The sequence below is a fragment of the Streptococcus sanguinis genome (genome assembly GCF_026781265.1).
GTDB lineage: Bacteria > Bacillota > Bacilli > Lactobacillales > Streptococcaceae > Streptococcus > Streptococcus sanguinis_T.
On the sequence record NZ_JAKUVC010000005.1, the window covers coordinates 73,946 to 98,660 of the forward strand.

The window sequence follows — 24,715 nt, forward strand, 5'->3', positions numbered from 1 at the left end:
TATGGAGTTTATAATCATCCTCATTCTTTTGGGAAATCTAGTGCTGACCTTTCTTCTATGGCAAAAGCTCAGTCAGCAGACCGAGACGCTAAAGCAAGTCTTGGAAAATCAGGCAGATCATCTATCGGATCAGCTGGACTATCGCTTGGAGCAAGAAAGCCAGAAAAAGCAAACGGCTCAGAAAGAGCTGGAATTAGCTCTGGGAGATCGTTTGAGCGAGGTCAGGACAGATTTGCACCGCAACTTGACAGAGCTGCGCTTGGAAATCAGTGACAACCTGACCAAGAATCGGGATAAAACTGACGAGCGTATGCGGCAGATTCAAGAGTCCAACGAAACCCGTCTAGAGCAGATGAGGCAGACCGTTGAAGAAAAGTTGGAAAAGACACTTCAGACTCGTCTTCAGACTTCTTTTGAAACGGTCTCTAAGCAGTTGGAGTCTGTCAATCGCGGTCTGGGAGAAATGCAGAGTGTTGCCCGAGATGTAGGTACGCTGAACAAAGTTCTTTCCAACACCAAGACCCGAGGGATTCTAGGGGAGTTGCAGCTAGGCCAGATTATCGAGGACATCATGACGGCTAGTCAATATGAGCGAGAGTTTGTGACAGTGACCGGCTCCAGTGAGCGTGTCGAATATGCTATTAAACTACCGGGACAGACGGAGCATGAATATGTCTATCTGCCCATTGATTCTAAGTTCCCTCTGGCTGATTACTACCGTTTGGAAGATGCTTATGAGTCTGGCAGCAAGGAAGAGATTGAGCTCTATCGCAAGTCTCTCTTAGCAAGTGTCAAGCGCTTTGCCAAGGATATTAAGAGTAAATATCTGGCACCGCCAGCTACGACCAATTTTGGAATTATGTTTCTGCCAACGGAAGGCCTCTATTCGGAAGTTGTCCGCAATCCAGCCTTTTTTGACAGTTTGCGACGGGAGGAGCAGATTGTGGTGGCGGGTCCGTCGACCCTTTCTGCCTTGCTTAATTCACTGTCTGTCGGCTTTAAAACGCTCAATATCCAAAAAAGTGCGGACGACATCAGCAAGGTTCTGGGTTCTGTCAAATCCGAGTTTAACAAGTTCGGTGGCATTCTGACCAAGGCACAAAAGCATTTGCAGCATGCTTCGGGCAATATTGATGAACTCTTGACCCGACGGACAGGAGCAATTGAAAGAACCTTACGCCATATTGAGCTGTCTGACCAAGACCTCGATTTGAACTTACCTGATTTTTCAGAAGAAAGGGAAAACAATGAAGATTAATCAAATGAAAAAAGATGAACTGTTTGAAGGTTTCTATCTGGTCAAGTCAGCAGAAGTCCGTCAGACAAGGGCTGGGAAAAATTATCTGGCCTTTACGTTCCAAGACGATACAGGGGTAATTGAAGGCAAACTCTGGGATGCTCAGCCACATAATGTTGAAGAATTCACTGCTGGCAAGGTTGTGCACATGCAAGGTCGACGGGAAGTCTACAATAACACGCCTCAGGTAAATCAACTGACCCTGCGTCTTCCTAAGGATGGAGAGCCCAATGATCCAGCGGATTTCAAGGAAAAACCGCCAGTAGACCAGAAAGAAATCCGAGACTATTTATCTCAGATGATTTTCAAGATTGAGAATTCAGTCTGGCAGCGCGTGGTCCGCTCGCTTTATAGCAAGTACGACAAGGAGTTTTATTCTTATCCAGCTGCCAAGACCAATCACCATGCTTTTGAGTCTGGCCTAGCCTTTCATACCGCTACTATGGTCAAGCTGGCAGATGCTATCGGAGACATTTATCCTCAGCTTAATAAAAGCTTGCTCTTTGCTGGGATCATGCTTCATGACTTGGCCAAGGTTATTGAGCTCAGCGGTCCGGAAAATACCGAGTATACCGTGCGAGGCAATCTGATTGGCCACATCGCTTTGATTGATGAAGAATTGACCAAGACCTTGATGGAGCTGAAAATTGATGACAGCAAAGAAGAAGTAATCGTCCTACGCCATGTTCTTCTCAGCCACCACGGTCTCTTAGAATACGGCAGTCCTGTCCGGCCTAAGATTATGGAGGCAGAGATCCTGCACATGATTGATAATCTGGATGCGGAGATGATGATGATGACTACTGCCTTGGGACTTGTTGATCCAGGTGAAATGAGCAATAAAATATTCGCTCTTGAAGGCCGTTCCTTCTACAAACCAAAACTTGAACAGTAAAATACGAAAAATGGACATTACTTGGAAAAGAATGTTCGTTTTTTTGTTTCTGTTGTGGTATAATGAATAAAATAACTTTAATTGGTGAAAAAATGAAATTAAGAAGAAGTGAGCGTATGGTGGTTATTTCTAATTATTTGATTAACCATCCTTATGAATTAACGAGCTTAAATACATTTGCAGAAAAATATGAATCTGCCAAATCTTCTATTTCAGAAGATATTGTCATTATTAAGCGAGCCTTTGAAGAGATTGAAATTGGGACCATTGAAACGATTACTGGTGCCGGTGGAGGAGTCATTTTCAGTCCGTCTATCTCCGATGCAGAAGCTAAGACCATTGTACAAGGTCTTTGTGATCAGCTGTCTGAAAGCAATCGGATTCTTCCGGGGGGCTACATTTACCTATCTGATCTGCTCAGTACTCCATCCATTTTGAATAATATCGGACGTATCATTGCCAAAAGCTTTAAAGGTCAACAGATTGATGCTGTCATGACGGTTGCAACTAAGGGGGTACCTTTGGCCAATGCCGTAGCAAACGTACTTAATGTACCTTTTGTCATCGTTCGTCGGGATTTAAAGATTACAGAAGGATCAACGGTTAGTGTCAACTATGTATCGGGCTCCAGCGGAGATCGTATTGAAAAGATGTTCTTGTCCAAGCGCAGTCTCAAGGCTGGTAGTCGCGTCTTGATTGTGGATGACTTCCTCAAAGGCGGGGGAACCATTACAGGGATGATTAGCCTCTTATCTGAGTTTGACTCTGAGTTGGCAGGTGTAGCTGTATTTGCAGACAACGCGCAGGCCAATCGCGATTATCTGGACTATAAATCGCTCTTGAAAGTAACCAATATTGATGTCAAGGCGAATACCATTGATGTGGAAATTGGAAATATTTTTGATTAGGGAAAAGGGCGGAGATTATAGATGAAAACAGTTTTAGAAAAGTTTGACCACAGTCCGCTGTGGATTCGTTTAGGAGTATTGTCGATTTTATTTGGGATTCTGATTACTGGCATGGTTTTTGTGCAGGGGCAGTCTAATACCAATAGGAATTCAGTTAGTTCGGCTGCCAGCATCGCATCAAGCAGCTCTTCCTTACAACTGTCATCTGCTCAAAAAGAAGCACAGGAAAAAGAAATTCAGGAAGAGGAGCAAGCAGTTCAGGCCGCAGAAGAAGCGGTTAAACAGCTTGAAACCATGCAAACTTTGGAAGATTTGCAGCTAGCTAAGACTGCAGCAGAGAAGGTCAAGGATGCAGCGACGAAAGCTAGATTCCAAAGCCGTATTCAGGCGATAGCAGTCTTGATTGATCCAGAAGCAGCTCAGGCCGCTGTTTCTGAAAATCCAGCTGCTGTATCAGAAGAAGCAGTGGTTCAGCCGCAGCAATAAGTTAGCAGAAATCTAATAAGGAGAGATAAGCTTAAAATAGAAAAAATGTATTGACAGAAAAGTATCGTCGTGCTATAATGATAGACGGTACTTTTTACTTTTGGTCTCTCAAAAGTGTACAGAGACGTGCTGACAAATGTTGCAAAAGTACACGCAGATGGTAGCTGTCACCAAGTGTATCATCACCAAAATTAAAAAAATACAGGAGAATGTAGATGCCTACAATTAACCAATTGGTTCGCAAACCGCGCAAATCAAAAGTAGAAAAATCTAAATCACCAGCTTTGAACGTTGGATACAACAGCCATAAAAAAGTTCAAACAAACGTATCTTCACCACAAAAACGTGGAGTTGCAACTCGTGTCGGAACTATGACACCTAAGAAACCGAACTCTGCCCTTCGTAAGTTTGCCCGTGTACGTCTGAGCAACCTGATTGAAGTTACAGCTTACATCCCAGGTATCGGACACAACCTTCAAGAGCACAGTGTTGTGCTTCTTCGTGGTGGACGTGTAAAAGACCTTCCAGGGGTACGTTACCATATCGTCCGCGGTGCACTTGATACAGCAGGTGTTACTGATCGTAAACAAGGCCGTTCTAAATACGGTACTAAAAAACCAAAAGCATAAGGAAAGGGGAGAAAGATAAATGAGTCGTAAAAACCAAGCGCCTAAGCGCGAAGTATTGCCAGATCCGCTTTACAATTCAAAATTAGTTACTCGTCTTATCAACCGCGTTATGCTTGATGGTAAGCGTGGTACAGCGGCTTCTATCGTTTACGGAGCTTTTGATCAAATCAAAGAAGCAACTGGAAACGATGCGCTGGAAGTATTTGAAACAGCTATGGAAAACATCATGCCTGTACTTGAAGTTCGTGCTCGCCGTGTCGGTGGTTCAAACTACCAAGTTCCGGTTGAAGTTCGTCCAGAACGCCGTACAACACTTGGACTTCGCTGGTTGGTAACTATTGCTCGTCAACGTGGTGAGCACACAATGGTTGACCGCCTTGCAAAAGAAATCTTGGATGCATCTAACAACACCGGTGCAGCTGTTAAGAAACGTGAAGACACTCATCGTATGGCTGAAGCCAACCGTGCCTTCGCACACTTCCGTTGGTAAGAATAAGATACTAAGGGCGTAAAAAAAGCGACTGAAAATTAGGAAGCTTGACGCAGAATCAAAGATTCTAGAAAAGCTTATCTATTTTCCGAGCTTTTAGCCCGAGTTCAATTCAACTTATCTACAAGTTGAGACCAACAAAAACAAGATAAACATTGAGAACGGGTAGGTCCTGCCTATCCGTTTTTGCTAAATAATGTTATAATAAACTGTAAAATAAATTAATAGGAGAAATAACCAAATGGCTCGCGAATTTTCACTTGAAAAAACTCGTAATATCGGTATCATGGCCCACGTCGATGCTGGTAAAACAACAACAACTGAGCGTATTCTTTACTACACTGGTAAAATCCACAAAATCGGTGAAACTCACGAAGGTGCGTCACAAATGGACTGGATGGAGCAAGAGCAAGAGCGTGGTGTCACTATCACATCTGCTGCGACAACTGCTCAATGGGACAACCACCGCGTAAACATCATCGACACACCGGGACACGTGGACTTCACAATCGAAGTACAACGTTCTCTTCGTGTCTTGGACGGTGCGGTAACCGTTCTTGACTCACAATCAGGTGTTGAGCCTCAAACTGAAACAGTTTGGCGTCAAGCAACTGAATACGGAGTTCCTCGTATCGTATTTGCTAACAAGATGGACAAGATTGGTGCTGACTTCCTTTACTCAGTAAGCACTTTGCATGATCGTCTTCAAGCAAACGCTCATCCAATCCAATTGCCAATTGGTTCAGAAGATGACTTCCGCGGAATTATCGACTTGATCAAGATGAAGGCTGAAATCTATACTAACGACCTTGGTACAGATATTTTGGAAGAAGATATCCCAGCTGAATACCTTGAGCAAGCTCAAGAATACCGTGAAAAATTGGTGGAAGCAGTTGCTGAAACTGATGAAGAATTGATGATGAAATACCTTGAAGGTGAAGAGATCACTAACGAAGAATTGAAAGCTGGTATCCGCCGTGCGACTATCAACGTTGAATTCTTCCCAGTATTGTGTGGTTCTGCCTTCAAGAACAAGGGTGTTCAATTGATGCTTGATGCAGTTATTGACTATTTGCCAAGCCCACTTGACATCCCGGCAATCAAAGGTATCAACCCAGATACAGAAGAAGAAGAAACTCGTCCTGCATCTGATGAAGAGCCATTTGCAGCTCTTGCCTTCAAGATCATGACTGACCCATTCGTAGGTCGTTTGACTTTCTTCCGTGTTTACTCAGGTGTCTTGAACAGCGGTTCATACGTATTGAATACTTCTAAAGGTAAACGTGAACGTATCGGACGTATCCTGCAAATGCACGCCAACAGCCGTAACGAAATCGAAACAGTATACGCTGGTGATATCGCTGCTGCCGTAGGTTTGAAAGATACAACTACTGGTGACTCATTGACAGATGAAAAAGCTAAAATCATCCTTGAGTCTATCAATGTTCCAGAACCAGTTATCCAGCTGATGGTTGAGCCTAAGTCTAAGGCTGACCAAGACAAGATGGGTATTGCTCTGCAAAAATTGGCTGAAGAAGATCCAACATTCCGCGTTGAAACAAACGTTGAAACTGGTGAAACAGTTATTTCTGGTATGGGTGAGCTTCACTTGGATGTCCTTGTTGACCGTATGCGTCGTGAGTTCAAGGTTGAAGCTAACGTAGGTGCACCTCAAGTATCTTACCGTGAAACTTTCCGCGCTTCTACTCAAGCTCGTGGATTCTTCAAACGCCAATCTGGTGGTAAAGGTCAATTCGGTGACGTTTGGATCGAGTTCACACCAAATGAAGAAGGAAAAGGCTTCGAGTTTGAAAATGCTATCGTCGGTGGTGTGGTTCCACGTGAATTCATCCCAGCGGTAGAAAAAGGTTTGGTTGAGTCAATGGCGAACGGTGTCCTTGCTGGTTACCCAATCGTTGACGTGAAAGCTAAACTTTACGATGGTTCATACCACGATGTCGACTCATCTGAAACAGCCTTCAAGGTTGCGGCATCACTTGCGTTAAAAGAAGCTGCTAAGACTGCACAACCAGCTATCCTTGAGCCAATGATGTTGGTAACAATCACTGTTCCTGAAGAAAATCTTGGTGACGTTATGGGTCATGTAACAGCTCGTCGTGGACGTGTTGATGGTATGGAAGCGCATGGTAACAGCCAAATCGTTCGTGCTTATGTTCCACTTGCTGAAATGTTCGGTTATGCAACAGTTCTTCGTTCAGCATCACAAGGACGCGGTACCTTCATGATGGTATTTGACCACTACGAAGATGTACCTAAGTCAGTACAAGAAGAAATCATTAAGAAAAATAAAGGTGAAGCTTAAGCTTTGAGCTAAACCTTGGCACTCGCGTTTGCGGGTGCTTTTTCTATTTTGGAGAATTTACCCCTCAATAAAAAGGGAAAATGATTGATTTTGTAAGTTATATTTCTACATTTTCAAAAGATACTGCTTTGCTTTTTCAAATCAATGAAAGTCGAAATGAAAGTTAGTGAAAGAATTCATAATACTTGTTAATAACAATGAAATCAGTTGCATTTTACCTCAATTAAGTATATAATAGAGATGTTGAAAGGTGATTTGTAGCAACGCAAGTTACTCTTTTCACATAAAATTTTTTGATTTTCATAAGGAGGAAATCACGAATGGTAGTTAAAGTTGGTATTAACGGTTTCGGTCGTATCGGTCGTCTTGCTTTCCGTCGTATCCAAAACGTAGAAGGTGTTGAAGTTACTCGCATCAACGACCTTACAGATCCAGTAATGCTTGCACACTTGTTGAAATACGACACAACTCAAGGTCGTTTCGATGGTACTGTTGAAGTTAAAGAAGGTGGATTTGAAGTTAACGGTAAATTCGTTAAAGTTTCTGCTGAACGTGACCCAGAACAAATTGACTGGGCTACTGACGGTGTAGAAATCGTTCTTGAAGCAACTGGTTTCTTTGCTAAGAAAGATGCTGCTGAAAAACACCTTAAAGGTGGTGCTAAGAAAGTTGTTATCACTGCTCCTGGTGGAAATGACGTTAAGACAGTTGTATTTAACACTAACCACGATGTTCTTGATGGTACTGAAACAGTTATCTCAGGTGCTTCATGTACTACAAACTGCTTGGCTCCAATGGCTAAAGCGCTTCAAGACAACTTCGGTGTTGTTGAAGGATTGATGACTACTATCCATGCTTACACTGGTGACCAAATGATCCTTGACGGACCACACCGTGGTGGTGACCTTCGTCGTGCTCGCGCTGGTGCTGCAAACATCGTTCCTAACTCAACTGGTGCTGCTAAAGCTATCGGCTTGGTTATCCCAGAATTGAACGGTAAATTGGACGGATCTGCACAACGCGTTCCAACTCCAACTGGATCAGTTACTGAATTGGTTGCTGTTCTTGAAAAGAACGTAACAGTTGATGAAGTAAACGCGGCTATGAAAGCAGCAGCTAACGAATCATACGGTTACACAGAAGATCCAATCGTATCTTCAGATATCGTAGGTATGTCTTACGGTTCATTGTTCGACGCAACTCAAACTAAAGTTCTTGATGTTGACGGCAAACAATTGGTTAAAGTTGTATCATGGTACGACAACGAAATGTCATACACTGCACAACTTGTACGTACTCTTGAATACTTCGCGAAAATCGCTAAATAATTCAATAGTAGAAGAAAGAGGCTCATTTGAGTCTCTTTTTGTTAATTATTTGGTGATAACAAAGAGATAAAGTGTAGTAATTGTACCCGGGCTAGGTTTTACTAAGTATAGTGTGATTCTTTTTATACTCTAATACTAAAGTGTGGAAAAAGTAAGTACATTGCTTTTTTGTGAAAATTTTCCTTATATCAAGAAAACTTTTGGAAAATATGATATAATAGTTGCGTATAAAATATGAAAAGGAGTTTTTGTAACATGGCAAAACTTACTGTTAAAGACGTTGACTTGAAAGGTAAAAAAGTCCTCGTTCGTGTAGACTTTAACGTACCATTGAAAGACGGAGTGATTACAAATGACAACCGTATCACTGCTGCTCTTCCAACTATTAAATACATCATTGAGCAAGGCGGTCGTGCAATTCTCTTCTCTCACCTTGGACGTGTCAAAGAAGAAGCAGACAAAGAAGGCAAATCACTTGCACCAGTAGCTGCAGACTTGGCTGCTAAATTGGGTCAAGACGTTGTTTTCCCAGGTGTCACTCGTGGTGCTGAATTGGAAGCAGCTATCAATGCTCTTGAAGATGGACAAGTTCTTTTGGTTGAAAACACTCGTTTTGAAGATGTGGACGGCAAGAAAGAATCTAAAAACGATCCAGAACTTGGTAAATACTGGGCATCTCTTGGAGATGGTATCTTTGTAAATGATGCATTCGGTACAGCTCACCGCGCGCATGCATCTAACGTAGGTATCTCAGGCAACGTTGAAAAAGCAGTTGCTGGCTTCCTTCTTGAAAACGAAATTGCCTACATCCAAGAAGCTGTTGAAACTCCAGAACGTCCATTCGTAGCCATTCTTGGTGGTTCAAAAGTATCTGACAAGATCGGTGTTATCGAAAACTTGCTTGAAAAAGCTGATAAAGTACTTATCGGTGGTGGTATGACTTACACATTCTACAAAGCGCAAGGTATCGAAATCGGTAACTCACTTGTAGAAGAAGATAAATTGGATGTTGCGAAAGCTCTTCTTGAAAAAGCAAACGGCAAATTGATCTTGCCAGTTGACTCTAAAGAAGCAAACGCATTTGCTGACTACACTGAAGTGAAAGACACTGAAGGTGAAGCAGTGGATCCAGGCTTCCTTGGCCTTGATATCGGTCCTAAATCTATTGCTAAATTTGATGAAGCGTTGACTGGTGCAAAAACTGTTGTCTGGAATGGCCCTATGGGTGTATTTGAAAACCCAGACTTCCAAGCTGGTACAATCGGTGTCATGGACGCTATCGTGAAACAACCTGGCGTAAAATCAATCATCGGTGGTGGTGACTCAGCTGCTGCAGCCATCAACCTTGGCCGTGCAGACAAGTTCTCATGGATTTCTACTGGTGGTGGAGCATCAATGGAACTCCTTGAAGGTAAAGTATTACCAGGACTTGCAGCACTGACTGAGAAATAAGCAGCAAGCTTAGAAACTTTGATTTTGTAGATAACAAGTACAAAACTGTAATAAGGAAAGACTAGTGAAAGCTGGTCTTTTTCTTGTATTCTCATTGTCCTGCTGTAGGGAAAAATCCTACAATAAAAATACGTTTTTCCTTGGATGTCTAAATCTGCATAAAGGTAAATAAAACGAGCATAAAATGCTTGCAAAACTGAGAAAAACTTGTTAGGATTAAGATATATATATTTATTCTGATGCTTAAAGAGGGTCAAAATGAGAAAGAAACTTCTGATTGGTGGCTTCCATTACTTTTTGATTTTCTGAGGGCATGAGAAAACTGCATACTGTAAAAGTTAGCAGAGGGAGGAGAAAAATGAAGAAAAAAGAAGTTTTTGGTTGTCGGAAAAACAAGGCTGTTAAAACTTTATGCGGTGCTGTTCTAGGTGCGGCTTTTTTAACGTCAACGATGCAAGTAAGAGCAGATGAAGTGGTATCTGATACCAATAGTCCTGTTAATACTGAAATGGTGGGCACTGGAAATGCAGCGACTAATCTGCCTCAAGCTCAAGGGCCAGCCAGTCAGGCATCTAAAGAGAGTCAGGCGAGAGCAGGTCAGGCAGATGGCGATGTGACAGTGACTGTTCCAACAGCTGGTTTAGATGAAAGCGTCAAAAAGGCTCAAGAAGCTGGACTGACAGTGGTCAAAGACCCAGCTGTTGACAAAGGAGTAGCTCAGACTGCTCAAGAAACTGCAGACAAAAAAGCGGAGATTGCAGCAGATTATCAAGCGCAAGTAACCGACATTGATGCCAAGGTCAAGGAGTACAAAGAAAAAGTATCAGCCTACGAGGCGGAAGTAGTTCGGATTACAGCAGAAAACAAAGCGGCTGCAGACCAATACGCTAAAGATTTGGCTGCTCATCAAGCAGAAGTGGCTCGGATTACAGCAGAAAATGCTCAGCTGAAAGCAGATTATGAAGCAGCACTGAGCAAGTACAAAACAGATTTAGCAGCGGTTCAAAAGACGAATGCGGATAATGCGGCAGCCTATCAAGCAGCTAAAGCGGCCTATGATGCAGAATTAGCTCGTGTTCAAAAACTAAATGCGGAAACAAAGGCTAATTATGATACGGCTCTGGCGGCTTATGCTAGTGAGCTGGACCGTGTTCAAAAAGCGAATGCGGCAGCTAAGGCTCGGTATGAAAAAGCTTTGGCTGACACTGAAGCTGCCAATGCTAAGATTGCTGCTGATAATGAAGCTATTAAACAGCGGAATGCGGCTGCAAAAGCGGCCTACGAGGCAGCACTTGCCCAATATCAAACAGATTTAGCTACTGTCCGAAAGACCAATACTGATAATGAAGCGGCATATCAAGCGGCTCAGGCGAATTATCAGGCAGAATTGGCTCGTATCCAAAAAGAAAATCAAGATAAAAAAGCTCAATATGAAGCAGATTTAGCAGCTTATGAAGCTAGAAAGACTCAAATTGAAGCTGAAAATGCAGCAGCTCAAAAAGAATATGAGCAAAAGCTAGCAGAGAATCAAGCTAAGAATGCCACTATAGCAGCTGAAAATGAAGAAATCAAGAAGCGTAATGCTCAAGCCCAAGCAAACTATCAAGCTCAGTTGGCCCAGTATAATGCTGATTTGGCTGCCTATAACACAAAATTAGCCAAGTATCAGCAAGATAAGGCTAAATATGATGCTGAACAGGCCAAGATTAAGGCTGGACTGGCTCTTGCAGAAGCAAAGAAGACTGAAGACGGGCATTTGAGCCGTCCAATTGCGCAAAGCCTGGTTTTCAAATCAGAACCTAATGCTGATCTGTCACTGACTACAACTGGTGAGTTTGTCAGCTATGCTGGCATGGAAGCCGCTGTGAAGAATACTGCAGAGTTTTCTAAGAAACTCTTCCAGTTGGACAACTTCAAAGTAACAGATATTCAAAATGCTAACTATCAGACCAATCAGCAGGAAAGCTTTGGTACGGTTGGTAAGTATGCAGACTATAGTTCTAACGTAACAAGCGGTAAAGGACCGACTGAATGGTCTTCTGTTTTGCTGAGTCGCGGTCAGTCTGCAACAGCAACCTATACAAATCTTCAGGGAACTTATTATCGAGGGAAAAAAGTTTCTAAAATTGTTTATACTTATACTCTTGATCCAAGCTCTCAATTCCGCAATGATAAGGCTTGGTTAGGTATTTTTAAAGACCCGACCATGGGAGTTTTTGCTTCCGCTTATACAGGAAATTTTGAAGATGCAACCTCTCTCTTTGTGAAGACGGAATTTGTCTTTTATGATGATAAAGGCCAACCTATTAATTTTGATCAGGCCTTGATGTCCGTGGCTTCCCTCAACCGTGAAGCTAACTCTATCGAAATGGCCAAAGATTATACCGGAACTTTCAACAAGATTTCGGGTTCATCTATTGATGAAAAAAACGGTCAAATCTATGCGACCGAGTCTGAAAACTTCAAAAAAGGAGTTGGCGGATCTCGCTTTACCATGTATAAGAATGCTCAGCCGGACTCAGGCTGGGACACCACAGATGCTCCTAACTCATGGTATGGGGCAGGAGCGGTGGAAATTTCTGGTACAACCAACAGCATGACGATTGGAACGATTTCCTCTTCTGAAGTGTTAGGCCAGCCAGAGGCTACTGATCCACGTAGGGCTGACAAACTAGCTCCTAAGAAACCAAATATTTGGTTTGCGATTAATGGTGATGTTCGAGCGAATGATCTGCCAATCATCACAGTAGAAGAACCGGAAGCGCCCGTAGCTCCTACAGCTCCTGCAGTGCCAAGTGAAGAAGCGCTTAAGCCTTTGGATCCAGCTCCCACTGCACCAACACCGAAGGCTCTTCCAACCCCTCCGGCAGCACCGACTTATGAAAAAGATCCGACGCCACCGACTCGTACACCGGAAACACCAGAGCCTAGTAAGCCATCTGAGCCAAGCTGTGAAGTAGAAAAAGCTGTCCGGCCAGCAGTGGTAGAACCGACCTATGAAAAGGAGCCCACACCTCCGGCAGCACCGACTTATGAGAAGGAGCCGGAAGCGCCAACTCCTACACCAGATACACCGGAGCCTAATAAGCCGGTAGAACCAACTTATAGCCCGCTGCCAACCTCACCAGCAGAGCCTGTTTATCAAAAAGAGCCAGCAGCGCCCGTAGTTCCGACTGTGCATTATCATTATCATCTCTTGCAATCTCAACCGCAGATTAATAAAGAAATTCAAAATGACCAAGGCATCAATATTGATAAGACTCTGGTAGCTAAGCAGTCCATCGTTCAGTTTGCCTTAAAGACAGAAGCTCTTCCAGCCGGACGCAGTGAGACGACTTCTTTTGTCATTGCTGATCCACTGCCAAGTGGTTATGAATTTGACTTAGAAGCAACAAAAGCTGCTAGTGCAGGTTTTGACGTCAGCTATGATAAGGCTAGCCACACAGTGACATTTAAAGCAAATGCAGCAACCTTAGCTACTTATAACGCAGATACGACCAAAGAAGTTGCTACGCTCTTTCCAACAGTAGTCGGCCGAGTGCTCAACGATGGCGCAACCTATACTAATAATTTCACCCTGACAGTCAATGATGCCTATGGTGTCCGCTCAAACGTAGTACGCGTGACCACGCCAGGCAAGCCTGATGATTCAGACAATCCAAGCAATAATTACATCAAGCCAACCAAGGTCAATAAAAACAAGGCAGGATTGGTAATTGATGGTAAGGAAGTCTTGGCTGGTTCGACCAATTACTACGAGCTGACTTGGGATTTGGATCAGTATAAGGGTAACAAGTCATCTAAGAGCACGATTCAAAAAGGTTTCTACTATGTGGATGACTATCCGGAAGAAGCACTTGAACTTCGTCCGGAATTAGTCAAGCTAGTAGATGCGGATGGCAAGGCTGTAGCAGGTGTGACAGTGACCCACTACGAGAGTCTTGAAAAGGCCCCTGCAGCAGTTCGGGAGCTCCTTCAAAAGGCCAATATCACTGTTAAAGGTTCTTTCCAACTCTTTGCAGCAGACGATGCCCAAGCATTTTATGACCAATATGTCGTAACAGGTAAATCTTTGACCATTACAAGCCCTATGGCTGTCAAAGAAGGAATGGGCCGCACAGGCGGTAAATTCGAGAATCGAGCTTATCAAATTGACTTTGGAAATGGTTATGCGACAGACGTAGTTGTGAACAATGTTCCTAAAATCAGTCCTGAAAAAGATATTACCCTGAGCCTTGACCCAACAAGTGCAGAGAACTTGGATGGCAAGGAACTGACTTTGGGACAGCACTTTAACTACCGTCTCATCGGCGGCTTGATCCCTGCTAACCACTCTGAAGATTTGACAGACTATAGCTTTGTGGATGATTATGATCAACGAGGCGATGAGTACACGGGTGCTTACAAAAACTTTGCCAAAGTAGACATCAGACTCAAAGATGGTAAGGTGATAAAGGCTGGCACAGATTTGACTGAGTATACAGCTGCGAATATTGATCTTGAGAAAGGCTTGATTTCTATTCGTTTCAAGGAAGAATTCTTAGAGACTATTTCTCTGGATTCAGCTTTTCAGGCTGAAACCTATTTACAGATGAAGCGGATTGCTACGGGTACTTTTGAAAACACCTACATTAATACTGTCAACCATGTAGTCTATGCTTCAAATACAGTTACAACAGTCACTCCTAAGGCACAGCATCTGCTTGTTTCGGATGTGAACGATCCAAGAAGAGCCAATCCAACTCCAGTGGCTAAAAAGATTCCTGTTTCTCTTCTTCCAGAAACGGGAGCAAAAGATACAGTCTATCTGCCATATCTAGGTTTAGCAGCCATTATTGGTGCTTTAGGTCTAGGAAAATTGAAAGGTAAAGAAGACTGATAATAGATGAGGCTAGGGAATCCCTAGCCTTTTTATCTTTAAAAATACTGCAAAATCTCATGTAGCAAAAGTCTAAATCATTTGTAACATGACAAAAACATAACTCTAAAAAAACTGACATGTAAATAAGGTATGATTTTTTTATCATCAAATTATACGGAGAAACACAGTTATGAAAAAAGCATTTGCTAAAGCAACTCTTGGTTTAACTTCGACAGCTTTTTTGGCGACAATCGGCGCTCAAGCTGTCAATGCAGATTCTTACGTTGTCCAGCAAGGGGACTCTTTTTTTGCCATTGCTAGCGCCAATGGGATGAATCCTTACGAACTTGCTGCCAATAATGGAAAATCAATTTTTGATACGATTAACCCAGGAGATGTGTTGCAAGTAAATGGTACAGCTTTGGCACAGACTTACAATCCATACAGTGCTCCAGCTTATGAAGCGACAAGCGATGCTGCTTTGGTATCTGATACTGAGGATGTTGTCTTAAATACACCAACTGACTATGGCAATTCTTACCCAATCGGCCAATGTACTTGGGGTGTGAAAGAAATGGCGCCTTGGGCAAGTAACTGGTGGGGCAATGCTAATACTTGGGCGATCAATGCTGGTGCTCAGGGGTATGCAACAGGAAATGTCCCAGTAGCAGGGGCTATTGCAGTTTGGGATGGCGGTGAATATGGACATGTTGCTTATGTGACAGATGTGCAAAGCGACAGCTCAATTCAAGTTCTAGAAGCGAACTACAATCGCCAAAAGCAAATTAACAACTATCGTGGCTACTTTAACCCGAATGAATTTATGGGTGGTGTTACCTACATTTATCCAAACTAAAGATAATAAAAACGAGGCTGGGATAAAGATTATCTCAGCCTGCTTTGTTTAATAGGAGAGAGCTCTTGATGCGCTAGCTGATAGGGCTTTTTCTTTGTGCGGGAAAAGTCCTGAGCAGAAAGAGTTTTTTTGAGGCGAAATATGTTAAAATGAAGAGAGGGAGGATTTCCTGGAAGGAGACTAATGAGTTATTTCAATAAGTACAAGTTTGATAAATCGAAATTTCGTCTGGGCATGCGTACCTTTAAAACCGGTCTGGCTGTCTTCATCATCCTATTGCTCTTTGGGCTTTTTGGTTGGAAAGGCCTGCAAATCGGTGCTTTGACGGCAGTCTTTAGTCTTCGTGAGGATTTTGATAAGAGTGTCCACTTCGGAACATCGCGAATCTTGGGAAACAGCATCGGTGGTTTTTACGCTCTGCTATTTTTCATTGTCAATAGTGTCTTTAAGGAGCAGTATTGGGTCACCCTCCTTTTGGTGCCGGTTTGTACCATGCTGACAATCATGACCAATGTCGCCATGAACAACAAGGCTGGAGTCATTGGTGGAGTTTCTGCCATGCTGATTATTACCCTGTCCATTCGGCCGGAAGATACCATCCTGTATGTCTTTGCCAGAATCTTTGAAACCTTTATGGGAGTCTTTGTTGCAATTCTGGTAAATTCTGATATAGATCGGCTGCGAGCCATCTTTGAAAAGAAAAAATAAAATCCGTGTAAGAAAATCTGACATTATTTCTTGACATAAGATTTATTTCGTCCTATAATAGTGCGTAGAGAGGAATTTGAATGAAGGAAAAAGAGTTTCGCCGAAACATGGCAGTCTTTCCCATCGGCAGTGTTATGAAACTGACGGACCTATCTGCCCGTCAGATCCGTTATTATGAAGACCAGAATCTGATTACCCCTGCTCGGAATGAGGGGAATCGTCGGATGTATTCTTTGAATGATATGGACCGCCTTTTAGAAATTAAGGATTATATTTCGGAAGGCCATAATATCGCTGCGATTAAGAGGAAATATGCTGAGCGTGAAGCCAAGTCCCGCAAGACCGTTAGTGACAAAGATGTCCGCCGTGCCCTGCATCATGACATCTTGCAGCAAGGCCGTTTTGCTTCTTCTCTGCCAACCTTTGGTCAGATGCGTCGACCATAGCTATTTTGTTTGAATTACAAGGAGAAATTTAATGTCTATTACAGCAGCTGATATCCGTCGCGAAGTAAAAGAGAAAAATGTTACCTTTATTCGTCTTATGTTCTCTGATATTTTAGGGACTATGAAGAATGTGGAAATTCCTGCCACGGATGAACAGCTTGACAAGGTCTTATCCAATAAAGCCATGTTTGATGGTTCTTCCATTGAAGGTTTTGTCCGTATCAATGAATCAGATATGTATCTTTATCCTGATCTGGATACTTGGACGGTCTTTCCTTGGGGGGATGAAAATGGCAGTGTAGCGGGTCTGATTTGTGATGTTTACACAACTGATCATGTACCGTTTCTAGGGGATCCTCGCAGCAACCTCAAGCGTGCCCTCAAGCATATGGAAGAGCTGGGGTTCAAGTCCTTTAACCTCGGACCAGAGCCAGAATTTTTCCTCTTTAAGCTGGATGAAAATGGCGATCCGACGCTGGAAGTAAATGACAAGGGTGGCTATTTTGATTTGGCGCCAACAGATTTGGCAGACAATACCCGCCGGGAAATCGTCAATGTCCTGACCAAGATGGGCTTTGAAGTAGAAGCTAGTCACCATGAGGTCGCGGTCGGCCAGCACGAGATTGACTTTAAGTATGATGAAGTGCTTCGGGCTTGTGACAAGATTCAGATTTTCAAGCTGGTTGTGAAAACTATTGCTCGTAAGCACGGTCTGTATGCAACCTTTATGGCCAAGCCGAAGTTTGGTATTGCGGGATCTGGTATGCACTGTAACATGTCCCTCTTTGATCAAGACGGCAATAATGCCTTCTTCGATCCAGAAGATCCAAAGGGTATGCAGCTGTCAGAAACAGCCTACCATTTCTTGGGTGGTTTGATTAACCATGCCTATAACTACACAGCTATCATGAATCCAACAGTTAACTCATACAAACGTCTGGTTCCTGGCTATGAGGCACCGGTTTATATCGCTTGGGCAGGACGCAATCGTTCACCGTTGGTGCGCGTGCCGGCTTCTCGTGGTATGGGTACTCGCTTGGAGTTGCGCTCCGTTGACCCGATGGCCAATCCATATATTGCTATGGCTGTTCTCTTGGAAGTTGGCCTGCACGGTGTCGAAAATAAAATCGAAGCTCCAGCCCCAATCGAAGAGAATATCTATATCATGACTCCAGAGGAGCGTAAGGAAGCAGGAATTACAGACCTGCCATCAACTCTTCACAATGCCTTGAAGGCCTTGACAGAAGACGAAGTTGTGAAAGCAGCACTTGGCGAGCATATCTATACAAGCTTCTTAGAAGCCAAGCGCATCGAGTGGGCTAGCTATGCAACCTTTGTCTCCCAATGGGAAGTGGATAATTATCTGGATTTATACTAAACTTAGAGCAGGAGGATTGGCATATCCCCTGCTATTTCGTGGAGGAGAAGAAAGATGGAAAAATTTCATGATTTTATCAAGCGGGTTTTCGATGAGCAATATGAAGTCTATTTTGGTCCAGATATGCTTGAAAAACTTGAACCTCAAGATTATTATTTAAGGCGGGAGGAAGATGGACGGTTGATTGCCTTGCTCCATGCCCAACAGGTGCTGGAAAATATTCATGTCAAGGCTTTGGTGGTGGATAAAGAACATCAGAAAAAAGGTTTGGGAGCCAGTCTGCTGGCAGAATTAGAAGAAAAGGCTGCAGAAGCTGGAGTAACTAGCATTACCTTGTCCACTAAATCATATCAAGCCAAGTATTTTTACATCAAGCAAGGCTATGAAATCTACGCCAGTCTAGCAGATGTTCCGCAAAAGGGCATTACCAAATATCATTTTATCAAGCGATTAAACGAAGCTGTTATTAAATAGATGGAAGCCAATTTGGCTTCTGTTTTCTAATATCTATTTGCATACATCCAGTATGTATGTTAAAATAAAGTTTAAGAAAAGGAGAACAAATGATTACCAGTTTATACCCAGTTTTAATGTGTGAAGATGTTGAACAATCAGCACAATTTTTCATTGAGCATTTCCAATTTCAGGAAACCTTCCGTTCAGATTGGTATATTAGTTTAAAGAATATCGAGAGTGGTTTTGAGCTTGCTTTTATTGATAGTAAGCATGGGACAGTGCCACAAGCCTACCAGTCTAAGGCGAGTGGCCTAATCATCAATATCGAAGTTGACAATGTTGATTGTCTTTATGAAGAATTGCGTCAGCAAGAAGAAATGGAGTTCCTTCTTCCCATTAAGAGTGAAGATTTTGGTCAGCGCCATTTCATTGTAGAAGCGCCTGGTTCTGTTTTGGTTGATGTCATTCAAGTCATTCCACCTAGCGCTGAATTTGCGGCAAATTATTTGGAGAGTGAAGATGAATAAAAAACAGCAGGCTTCTCTAGAGACAAGCAAGAAAATATTAGCTATCGCCCGGAAACATTTTTCTTTAAAGGGTTATGCAGAAACTTCCTTGGAAGAAATTGTAGATGAATTGGGAATGACAAGAGGCGCACTCTATCATCATTTCGGGAATAAGAAAACTTTATTTACCGCCGTACTATCACAAATTCAATCCGAACTGGGATCTTATGTAGAAAAAAACGCCCTGGAAGCACAGGATTCTTGGGAGCAGTTGGTGGAAGGCTGTGTTGCTTTTGTTCGTTTTGCGACCTTGACCGAAAATAGACGTATTCTCCTGCTTGATGGTCCCAATGTCGTTGAGTGGAAAGAGTGGCGTCGTCAGGACGAGGCTAATTCTTTCTTTCATTTGAGAGAACAATTAGACATTTTATCTAAAGAAGGGAAACTTGTCTCTATTGATCTGGATATGGCAGCTCACATGATTTCAGGTGCCTTGAACGAGTTGTCTCTTTTTCTGGCTGAGAAAGAGGAAGAAGTAGAAGTCAGAGGAGCAGTGAGAAGTCTGTTAAGGGGATTTAAAAATCATGGCGAAAAAGGTTAAAGATTATTATGATTTGGTTTATGCAGAAGATTTGAGCCGTCGCTTGCAAACAGTAACAGATAAATTTGATGCTCAGCATTTTATGTCTCTAGTTGAAAGCGACTTAGAGGCTTTGGAATTTACTCAGCGTCAAGAGCTGCTTGCAAAGAGTATCAAAGAATGCTTGCCGCTTTCTTATGCTGATTCTCTGAAGATTTTTGAGCAGATACTTGGGCCAGAGTTAGAGGGCGGCCTGGGGATGTTCTCAGAGGGGTACTGGTTGTGGCCGATTGGCAAATACGTAGAACTTTATGGAGGTCAGGAATTCGATCTAAGTGCAGCCTTCAGCAAGGAATTAACCAAGCGATTTACTGGAGAATTTTCCATGCGGCCCTTGCTGGCTAATTATCCTAAAGCTACGATGGATTTACTGCTAGAGTGGAGCCAAGATGAGAATATGCGCGTCCGCAGATTAGCCAGTGAGTGTATGCGTATCCGACTGCCTTGGGCTAAGAAGCAGACTGTGGTCTTAGATTATTTTGATAAGTTTACTGCTATTTTAAGGAATCTAAAGGATGATGCGGATAAATCAATCCAAAAAAGTGTCGCTAATAATCTGAATGATTTATATAAAGAAGATCCTGAAAAATTTGAGAGTGTGATTGGAGCTTGGCAAGAGGAAGAACTGAGTCCGAGTTGCGCTTGGATTATCAAGCATGCTTCGCGAACAAAAAATAAAGCAGAAAAATAAGCCTTGCTAAATCTAGCAAAGCTTATTTTTTAGTTATCTTCGTCTGGTGTAAGCACCATCGGAATGATAATAGGTTCGCGCTCGGTACTTTCGTAGAGGAAAGGACGCAAGGCGTTGACGATAGCGCCGCTGACAGATTGGACGCTGGCGTCTTTATTCTTGAGTGCAATGCGAATGGCATTGAAGAGGATGCGCTGGCTTTGGCGGATGAGGTCACCTGATTCGCGCATGTAGATAAAGCCACGGCTGAGAATATCTGGACCGGCTAAAATCATCTTGGACTCAAAGTCAACTGTTGCGACAGCCAGAACCACACCGTCCTCTGACAGGTCTTTACGGTCGCGCAGGACTGCAGCTCCGATTTCACCAATGCGGTTCCCATCAACATAAATATCCTGAGCGTTGAAGCTGCCGGCAATACGGGCTGAGTCAGCTGTCAGAGCTAGCACGTCACCATTGCTCATGATGAAGATATTGTCTTTGGGTACTCCAGTATCAACGGCTAGACCTGCATGGACTTTTTGCATACGGTATTCACCATGGACTGGCATGAAATATTTAGGCTTGATCAAGCGGAGCATGAGTTTCTGCTCTTGTTGGCCACCGTGTCCAGAGGTGTGGATGTTGTTAATCTTACCGTGAATCACTTCTACACCAGCCTCGGAAATGATGTTAATCAGCTTGTTAACGCTGGTCGTATTACCAGGGATAGGGCTAGATGAGAAGATGACTGTATCTCCAGGTTGCAGCTGCACCTGACGATGGGTACCATTGGCAATCCGAGACAGTGCTGCCATCGGCTCACCCTGGCTTCCGGTACACATAATCAGCACTTCACCAGCTGGGTAGTCCTTAAGCTCGTTTGGCTCGATAAAGGTATCTTTGGGAACCTTGATATAGCCCAGCTCAATCCCGTTGACAATAGCCTTTTCCATGGAGCGGCCAAAGACCGCAATCTTACGACCGGTCTTGACAGCAGCATCTGCTGCCTGCTGGAGCCGGAAGATGTTTGAGGCAAAAGAGGCAAAAATAATCCGCCCATGAATGCCTTCAATAATCTTCATGATAGACTGTCCGACCACTTTTTCGGAATTGGTAAAGGTTGGAACTTCAGCATTGGTCGAGTCAGATAGGAGGCAGAGAACGCCTTCCTCGCCAAGAGCAGCCATGCGGTGCAGGTCTGCCGGCTCACCAACTGGTGTAAAGTCAAACTTGAAGTCACCTGTACAGACAATCTTACCTTGCGGCGTATGGATGACAATTCCCAAGGGCTCAGGAATAGAGTGGGTTGTCCGGAAGAAAGTAGCTTTCAGATGCTTGAACTGCAGTTCTGTGTTTTGATTGATTTCATAGAGCTTGGCATCACGCAAAAGTCCATGCTCTTCTAGCTTACCGCGAATGAGGGCCAAGGCCAAAGGACCCGCATAGATAGGAACATTGGCTTGCTTGAGCAGGAAAGGGATACCGCCAATATGGTCCTCGTGCCCGTGGGTGATGAGAACAGCTTTAACGCGGTCAATATTTTCCACGATATAAGAGTAGTCGGGAATGACATAGTCGATTCCTAGCAGGTCGTCTTCTGGGAACTTGATACCGGCATCCACGATGATGATTTCATTTTGGTATTCAATCCCGTAGGTGTTTTTACCGATTTCGCCTAACCCACCAATCGCAAAAACGCCAACTTCTTTGGGTTTTAAGGTATATGCCATGGGTTAGAACTCCGTCAATTCAAAAGTGCCTGACTCTTTTTCGTATTCGAGGTGTTTGTCAGACAAGAGCTCGATAAATTCAATATTGTAAGGGGTATTTTCTTCGACTAACTTACGAGCCTGAATGCGGCCTTCCAATTCATTAGCCGCTTCAATCTCTAAATAAAGGGCACGTGTCTTTTCACGGCGCGGGCTGCGCTCTTTGGTTTCCTGATAAAAAACTTTGTAAATCATTACATTTCCTTTCATATTTTCATGATTAACCTGCAGAAAACAACAGCTGATTAGCTGTTTTCTTTTATTCAATTCTGAGTAGTAGATTAATCCTGATTCGTTACAATTATAATGATTATAACATAAAATAAGGGAATAGTAAAAGGTGGAAGTCATAAAAATCTTGAAAGCTTTTTCTGACATTTCTTGACTTATCTAGGCAGTTTTCTGGCCTGAGTCTATGCTTGTGGCTGCTTTTATAGTATAATAAGAGGCAAACAATCGAGTAAGGAAAAGAATGATGAACATTTTAGCGATGGATACGTCCAACAAAGCTCTATCCTTGGCCCTTTTGCATGATAAGGAGCTCTTGGGACAGGTGACGCTCAATATCAAGAAAAATCATAGCATTACCCTTATGCCGGCTATTGATTTTCTGATGAATAGTCTGGACATGAAGCCGACGGATTTGGATCGTATCGTAGTTGCTCAGGGTCCGGGCAGCTACACAGGTCTGCGAATGGCGGTGGCGACAGCCAAGACTCTGGCTCATACCCTCAAGATTGAGCTGGTCGGTGTGTCTAGTTTGCTGGCTTTAGTCCCAGAGCAGGTGGAAGGTTTGGTCATTCCTGTCATGGATGCCCGCCGCAATAATGTCTATGCTGGCTTTTATCAGTCTGGTCAGTCTGTACGGCTGGAGGCTCATCTGCCATTGGCAGAGGTTTTGGAAATAGCTGGCGTTGCTGATCAGCCAGTCACCTTTGTCGGAGAGACTGCAGTGTTTGCGGAGCAGATTGAAGCTGCTCTTCCTCAGGCTGCCATTCAGTCAACGTTGCCAGATGCCGTAGCTGTTGGTCGTCTCGGTTTAGACCTGCCAGCCCAGTCCATTCATGACTTTGTTCCTAACTATCTCAAGCGGGTAGAAGCCGAGGAAAATTGGCTCAAGACACATCAGGAATCCAGTGATTCTTACATTCAGCGCCTATGATTAAGTTGAGAAAATGGAGCGACAGCTCGGATGTGGACGCGGCAACTCTCGCAAAAGAGCTGGAACAGCTCTTACTTGCTGTCTATGAGGTCAGCCCTTGGACAGCGGACCAAGTGGCAGAGGTTCTGCGCTCGGATGTGAATTGTTGTGCGCTAGCAGAAGATGAAAGTCGACTTGTCGGCTTCTTAGTCTGGCAGGAGACAGATTTTGAAGCAGAAGTCCTGCAGATTGCTGTATTGCCTAGCTATCAGGGGCAGAAAATCGCGACAGCCTTGTTTGACTTTTTGCCTGCTGACAAGGAAATATTCCTCGAAGTGAGGGAGTCGAACAGGCCAGCTCTGCTATTTTACAAAAAAGAAAAATTTGAAGAAATTGCGCGGCGAAAGGCCTACTATCATGCGCCGGTGGAAGACGCGATAGTCATGAAAAGAGAGATCCATGAAAGATAGATATATTTTAGCTTTTGAGACGTCCTGTGATGAGACCAGTGTGGCGGTTCTAAAGAATGAAACCGAGCTTTTGAGCAATGTCATTGCCAGTCAGATTGAGAGCCACAAGCGTTTTGGCGGAGTGGTACCGGAAGTGGCCAGCCGTCATCATGTAGAGGTCATTACGGTTTGCATTGAGGAGGCCTTGGCAGAAGCAGGGATTAGCGAGGAGCAGGTCACAGCAGTGGCCGTTACCTATGGTCCTGGTCTGGTTGGGGCGCTTTTGGTCGGCTTGGCAGCGGCTAAGTCCTTTGCTTGGGCTCATGATATTCCCTTGATTCCGGTCAATCATATGGCTGGACACCTGATGGCAGCCCAGAGCGTGGAGCCCTTGGAATTTCCCTTGCTGGCTCTCTTGGTCAGTGGCGGCCATACTGAGCTGGTCTATGTCAGTCAGGCTGGTGATTATAAGATTGTGGGGGAAACTCGCGATGATGCGGTCGGTGAAGCCTATGACAAGGTCGGTCGAGTCATGGGGCTGACCTATCCAGCAGGCCGGGAGATTGATCAGTTAGCTCATCAGGGACAAGATATTTATGATTTTCCGCGGGCGATGATTAAGGAAGGCAATCTGGAATTTTCTTTTTCTGGTCTCAAGTCGGCCTTTATCAACCTGCACCACAATGCCCAGCAAAAAGGAGAGGCCTTGTCTAATCAAGACCTGTCAGCAAGCTTTCAGGCGGCGGTTATGGATATTCTCATGGCCAAGACTAAGAAAGCGCTGGAAAAATATCCAGTCAAGACTCTGGTCGTGGCGGGCGGTGTTGCGGCCAATCAAGGGCTGAGAGAACGCTTGGCAGCTGAGATTCAGGATGTTAAGGTGATCATTCCGCCTCTGCGCCTTTGCGGTGATAATGCTGGTATGATTGCCTATGCCAGTGTCAGTGAGTGGAACAAGGAGAATTTTGCCAGTTTGGACCTGAATGCTAAGCCGAGTCTGGCTTTTGAAACCATGGAGTAAAGG

The 24,715-nt window shown here is 43.8% G+C and carries 23 protein-coding genes; 21 read left to right on the forward strand and 2 right to left on the reverse strand.

The window, feature by feature from the left end; genetic code table 11:
• The first annotated feature begins 1 nt into the window (after window position 1).
• The 18 genes from rmuC to MK370_RS07810 all read left to right on the forward strand — a co-directional run bounded on the left by rmuC (window position 2) and on the right by MK370_RS07810 (window position 20,350).
• Window positions 2-1,258: a DNA recombination protein RmuC gene (rmuC, locus tag MK370_RS07725; protein WP_268684820.1), complete on the forward strand. Its 1,257-nt coding sequence runs from the start codon at window positions 2-4 to the stop codon at window positions 1,256-1,258.
• Window positions 1,248-2,192 (forward strand): 3'-5' exoribonuclease YhaM family protein, encoded by a 945-nt coding sequence (locus tag MK370_RS07730; RefSeq protein ID WP_268684821.1) that lies wholly within the window; start codon window positions 1,248-1,250, stop codon window positions 2,190-2,192. Before rmuC ends, MK370_RS07730 begins: the two co-directional genes overlap by 11 nt.
• 92 nt (window positions 2,193-2,284) lie before the next feature.
• On the forward strand, window positions 2,285-3,100 hold the full coding sequence (gene purR / locus MK370_RS07735; RefSeq protein ID WP_223312124.1) for a pur operon repressor: 816 nt from the start codon (window positions 2,285-2,287) through the stop codon (window positions 3,098-3,100).
• Window positions 3,101-3,121: 21 nt separating this feature from the next.
• Window positions 3,122-3,586, forward strand: coding sequence for a hypothetical protein (locus MK370_RS07740; protein WP_268684822.1), 465 nt, complete (start codon window positions 3,122-3,124; stop codon window positions 3,584-3,586).
• A gap of 215 nt (window positions 3,587-3,801) precedes the next feature.
• Window positions 3,802-4,215, forward strand: a complete 414-nt coding sequence (rpsL, locus tag MK370_RS07745; protein WP_002893867.1) for a 30S ribosomal protein S12 — start codon at window positions 3,802-3,804, stop codon at window positions 4,213-4,215.
• Between the two features lie 19 nt (window positions 4,216-4,234).
• Window positions 4,235-4,705: a 30S ribosomal protein S7 gene (gene rpsG / locus MK370_RS07750; RefSeq protein ID WP_002893865.1), complete on the forward strand. Its 471-nt coding sequence runs from the start codon at window positions 4,235-4,237 to the stop codon at window positions 4,703-4,705.
• Window positions 4,706-4,946: 241 nt separating this feature from the next.
• Entirely contained in the window at window positions 4,947-7,028 is a 2,082-nt protein-coding gene (fusA, locus tag MK370_RS07755; protein ID WP_268684823.1) for an elongation factor G, read from the forward strand.
• 320 nt (window positions 7,029-7,348) lie between these two features.
• Entirely contained in the window at window positions 7,349-8,356 is a 1,008-nt protein-coding gene (gene gap, locus MK370_RS07760) for a type I glyceraldehyde-3-phosphate dehydrogenase (RefSeq protein ID WP_002893859.1), read from the forward strand.
• Window positions 8,357-8,611: 255 nt separating this feature from the next.
• The gene (locus tag MK370_RS07765) at window positions 8,612-9,808 is read left to right on the forward strand and encodes a phosphoglycerate kinase (protein ID WP_002911168.1); all 1,197 of its coding nucleotides are present in this window, start codon (window positions 8,612-8,614) and stop codon (window positions 9,806-9,808) included.
• Window positions 9,809-10,121: 313 nt separating this feature from the next.
• Window positions 10,122-14,687 carry an antigen I/II family LPXTG-anchored adhesin gene (locus MK370_RS07770; RefSeq protein ID WP_326845085.1) on the forward strand — a complete coding sequence of 1,522 codons (4,566 nt, stop codon included), beginning with the start codon at window positions 10,122-10,124 and terminating at the stop codon, window positions 14,685-14,687.
• A 172-nt stretch (window positions 14,688-14,859) separates the two neighbouring features.
• The gene (locus MK370_RS07775) at window positions 14,860-15,525 is read left to right on the forward strand and encodes a COG3942 and LysM peptidoglycan-binding domain-containing protein (RefSeq protein WP_002898473.1); all 666 of its coding nucleotides are present in this window, start codon (window positions 14,860-14,862) and stop codon (window positions 15,523-15,525) included.
• 183 nt (window positions 15,526-15,708) lie between these two features.
• Window positions 15,709-16,233, forward strand: coding sequence for an FUSC family protein (locus MK370_RS07780; protein ID WP_002903432.1), 525 nt, complete (start codon window positions 15,709-15,711; stop codon window positions 16,231-16,233).
• An 80-nt stretch (window positions 16,234-16,313) separates the two neighbouring features.
• Window positions 16,314-16,679: a MerR family transcriptional regulator gene (locus tag MK370_RS07785; protein ID WP_125351030.1), complete on the forward strand. Its 366-nt coding sequence runs from the start codon at window positions 16,314-16,316 to the stop codon at window positions 16,677-16,679.
• 31 nt (window positions 16,680-16,710) lie between these two features.
• A complete protein-coding gene (gene glnA / locus MK370_RS07790) occupies window positions 16,711-18,057 on the forward strand; it encodes a type I glutamate--ammonia ligase (protein ID WP_002896640.1) in 1,347 nt (448 codons plus the stop codon).
• Between the two features lie 54 nt (window positions 18,058-18,111).
• A complete protein-coding gene (locus tag MK370_RS07795) occupies window positions 18,112-18,531 on the forward strand; it encodes a GNAT family N-acetyltransferase (RefSeq protein WP_268684825.1) in 420 nt (139 codons plus the stop codon).
• Window positions 18,532-18,620: 89 nt separating this feature from the next.
• Window positions 18,621-19,040 carry a VOC family protein gene (locus MK370_RS07800; protein ID WP_268684826.1) on the forward strand — a complete coding sequence of 140 codons (420 nt, stop codon included), beginning with the start codon at window positions 18,621-18,623 and terminating at the stop codon, window positions 19,038-19,040.
• Complete coding sequence (locus tag MK370_RS07805; protein WP_268684827.1) at window positions 19,033-19,620, forward strand: TetR/AcrR family transcriptional regulator; 588 nt, start codon at window positions 19,033-19,035, stop codon at window positions 19,618-19,620. Before MK370_RS07800 ends, MK370_RS07805 begins: the two co-directional genes overlap by 8 nt.
• A complete protein-coding gene (locus MK370_RS07810; protein WP_268684828.1) occupies window positions 19,604-20,350 on the forward strand; it encodes a DNA alkylation repair protein in 747 nt (248 codons plus the stop codon). Before MK370_RS07805 ends, MK370_RS07810 begins: the two co-directional genes overlap by 17 nt.
• 29 nt (window positions 20,351-20,379) lie before the next feature.
• Here MK370_RS07810 and rnjA read toward each other — a convergent pair whose 3' ends face one another.
• Window positions 20,380-22,062, reverse strand: a complete 1,683-nt coding sequence (gene rnjA, locus MK370_RS07815) for a ribonuclease J1 (protein WP_002898451.1) — start codon at window positions 22,060-22,062, stop codon at window positions 20,380-20,382.
• Between the two features lie 3 nt (window positions 22,063-22,065).
• Window positions 22,066-22,296, reverse strand: a complete 231-nt coding sequence (locus tag MK370_RS07820; RefSeq protein WP_002903426.1) for a DNA-dependent RNA polymerase subunit epsilon — start codon at window positions 22,294-22,296, stop codon at window positions 22,066-22,068.
• 280 nt (window positions 22,297-22,576) lie between these two features.
• Here MK370_RS07820 and tsaB point away from each other — a divergent pair, with 280 nt between their 5' ends.
• The 3 genes from tsaB to tsaD are packed head-to-tail and all read left to right on the forward strand — an operon-like array spanning window position 22,577 to window position 24,712.
• On the forward strand, window positions 22,577-23,263 hold the full coding sequence (tsaB, locus tag MK370_RS07825; RefSeq protein WP_268684878.1) for a tRNA (adenosine(37)-N6)-threonylcarbamoyltransferase complex dimerization subunit type 1 TsaB: 687 nt from the start codon (window positions 22,577-22,579) through the stop codon (window positions 23,261-23,263).
• Window positions 23,260-23,712: a ribosomal protein S18-alanine N-acetyltransferase gene (rimI, locus tag MK370_RS07830; protein ID WP_268684829.1), complete on the forward strand. Its 453-nt coding sequence runs from the start codon at window positions 23,260-23,262 to the stop codon at window positions 23,710-23,712. Before tsaB ends, rimI begins: the two co-directional genes overlap by 4 nt.
• Window positions 23,702-24,712 (forward strand): tRNA (adenosine(37)-N6)-threonylcarbamoyltransferase complex transferase subunit TsaD, encoded by a 1,011-nt coding sequence (gene tsaD / locus MK370_RS07835; protein ID WP_268684830.1) that lies wholly within the window; start codon window positions 23,702-23,704, stop codon window positions 24,710-24,712. Before rimI ends, tsaD begins: the two co-directional genes overlap by 11 nt.
• The last annotated feature ends 3 nt before the right edge of the window (window positions 24,713-24,715 follow it).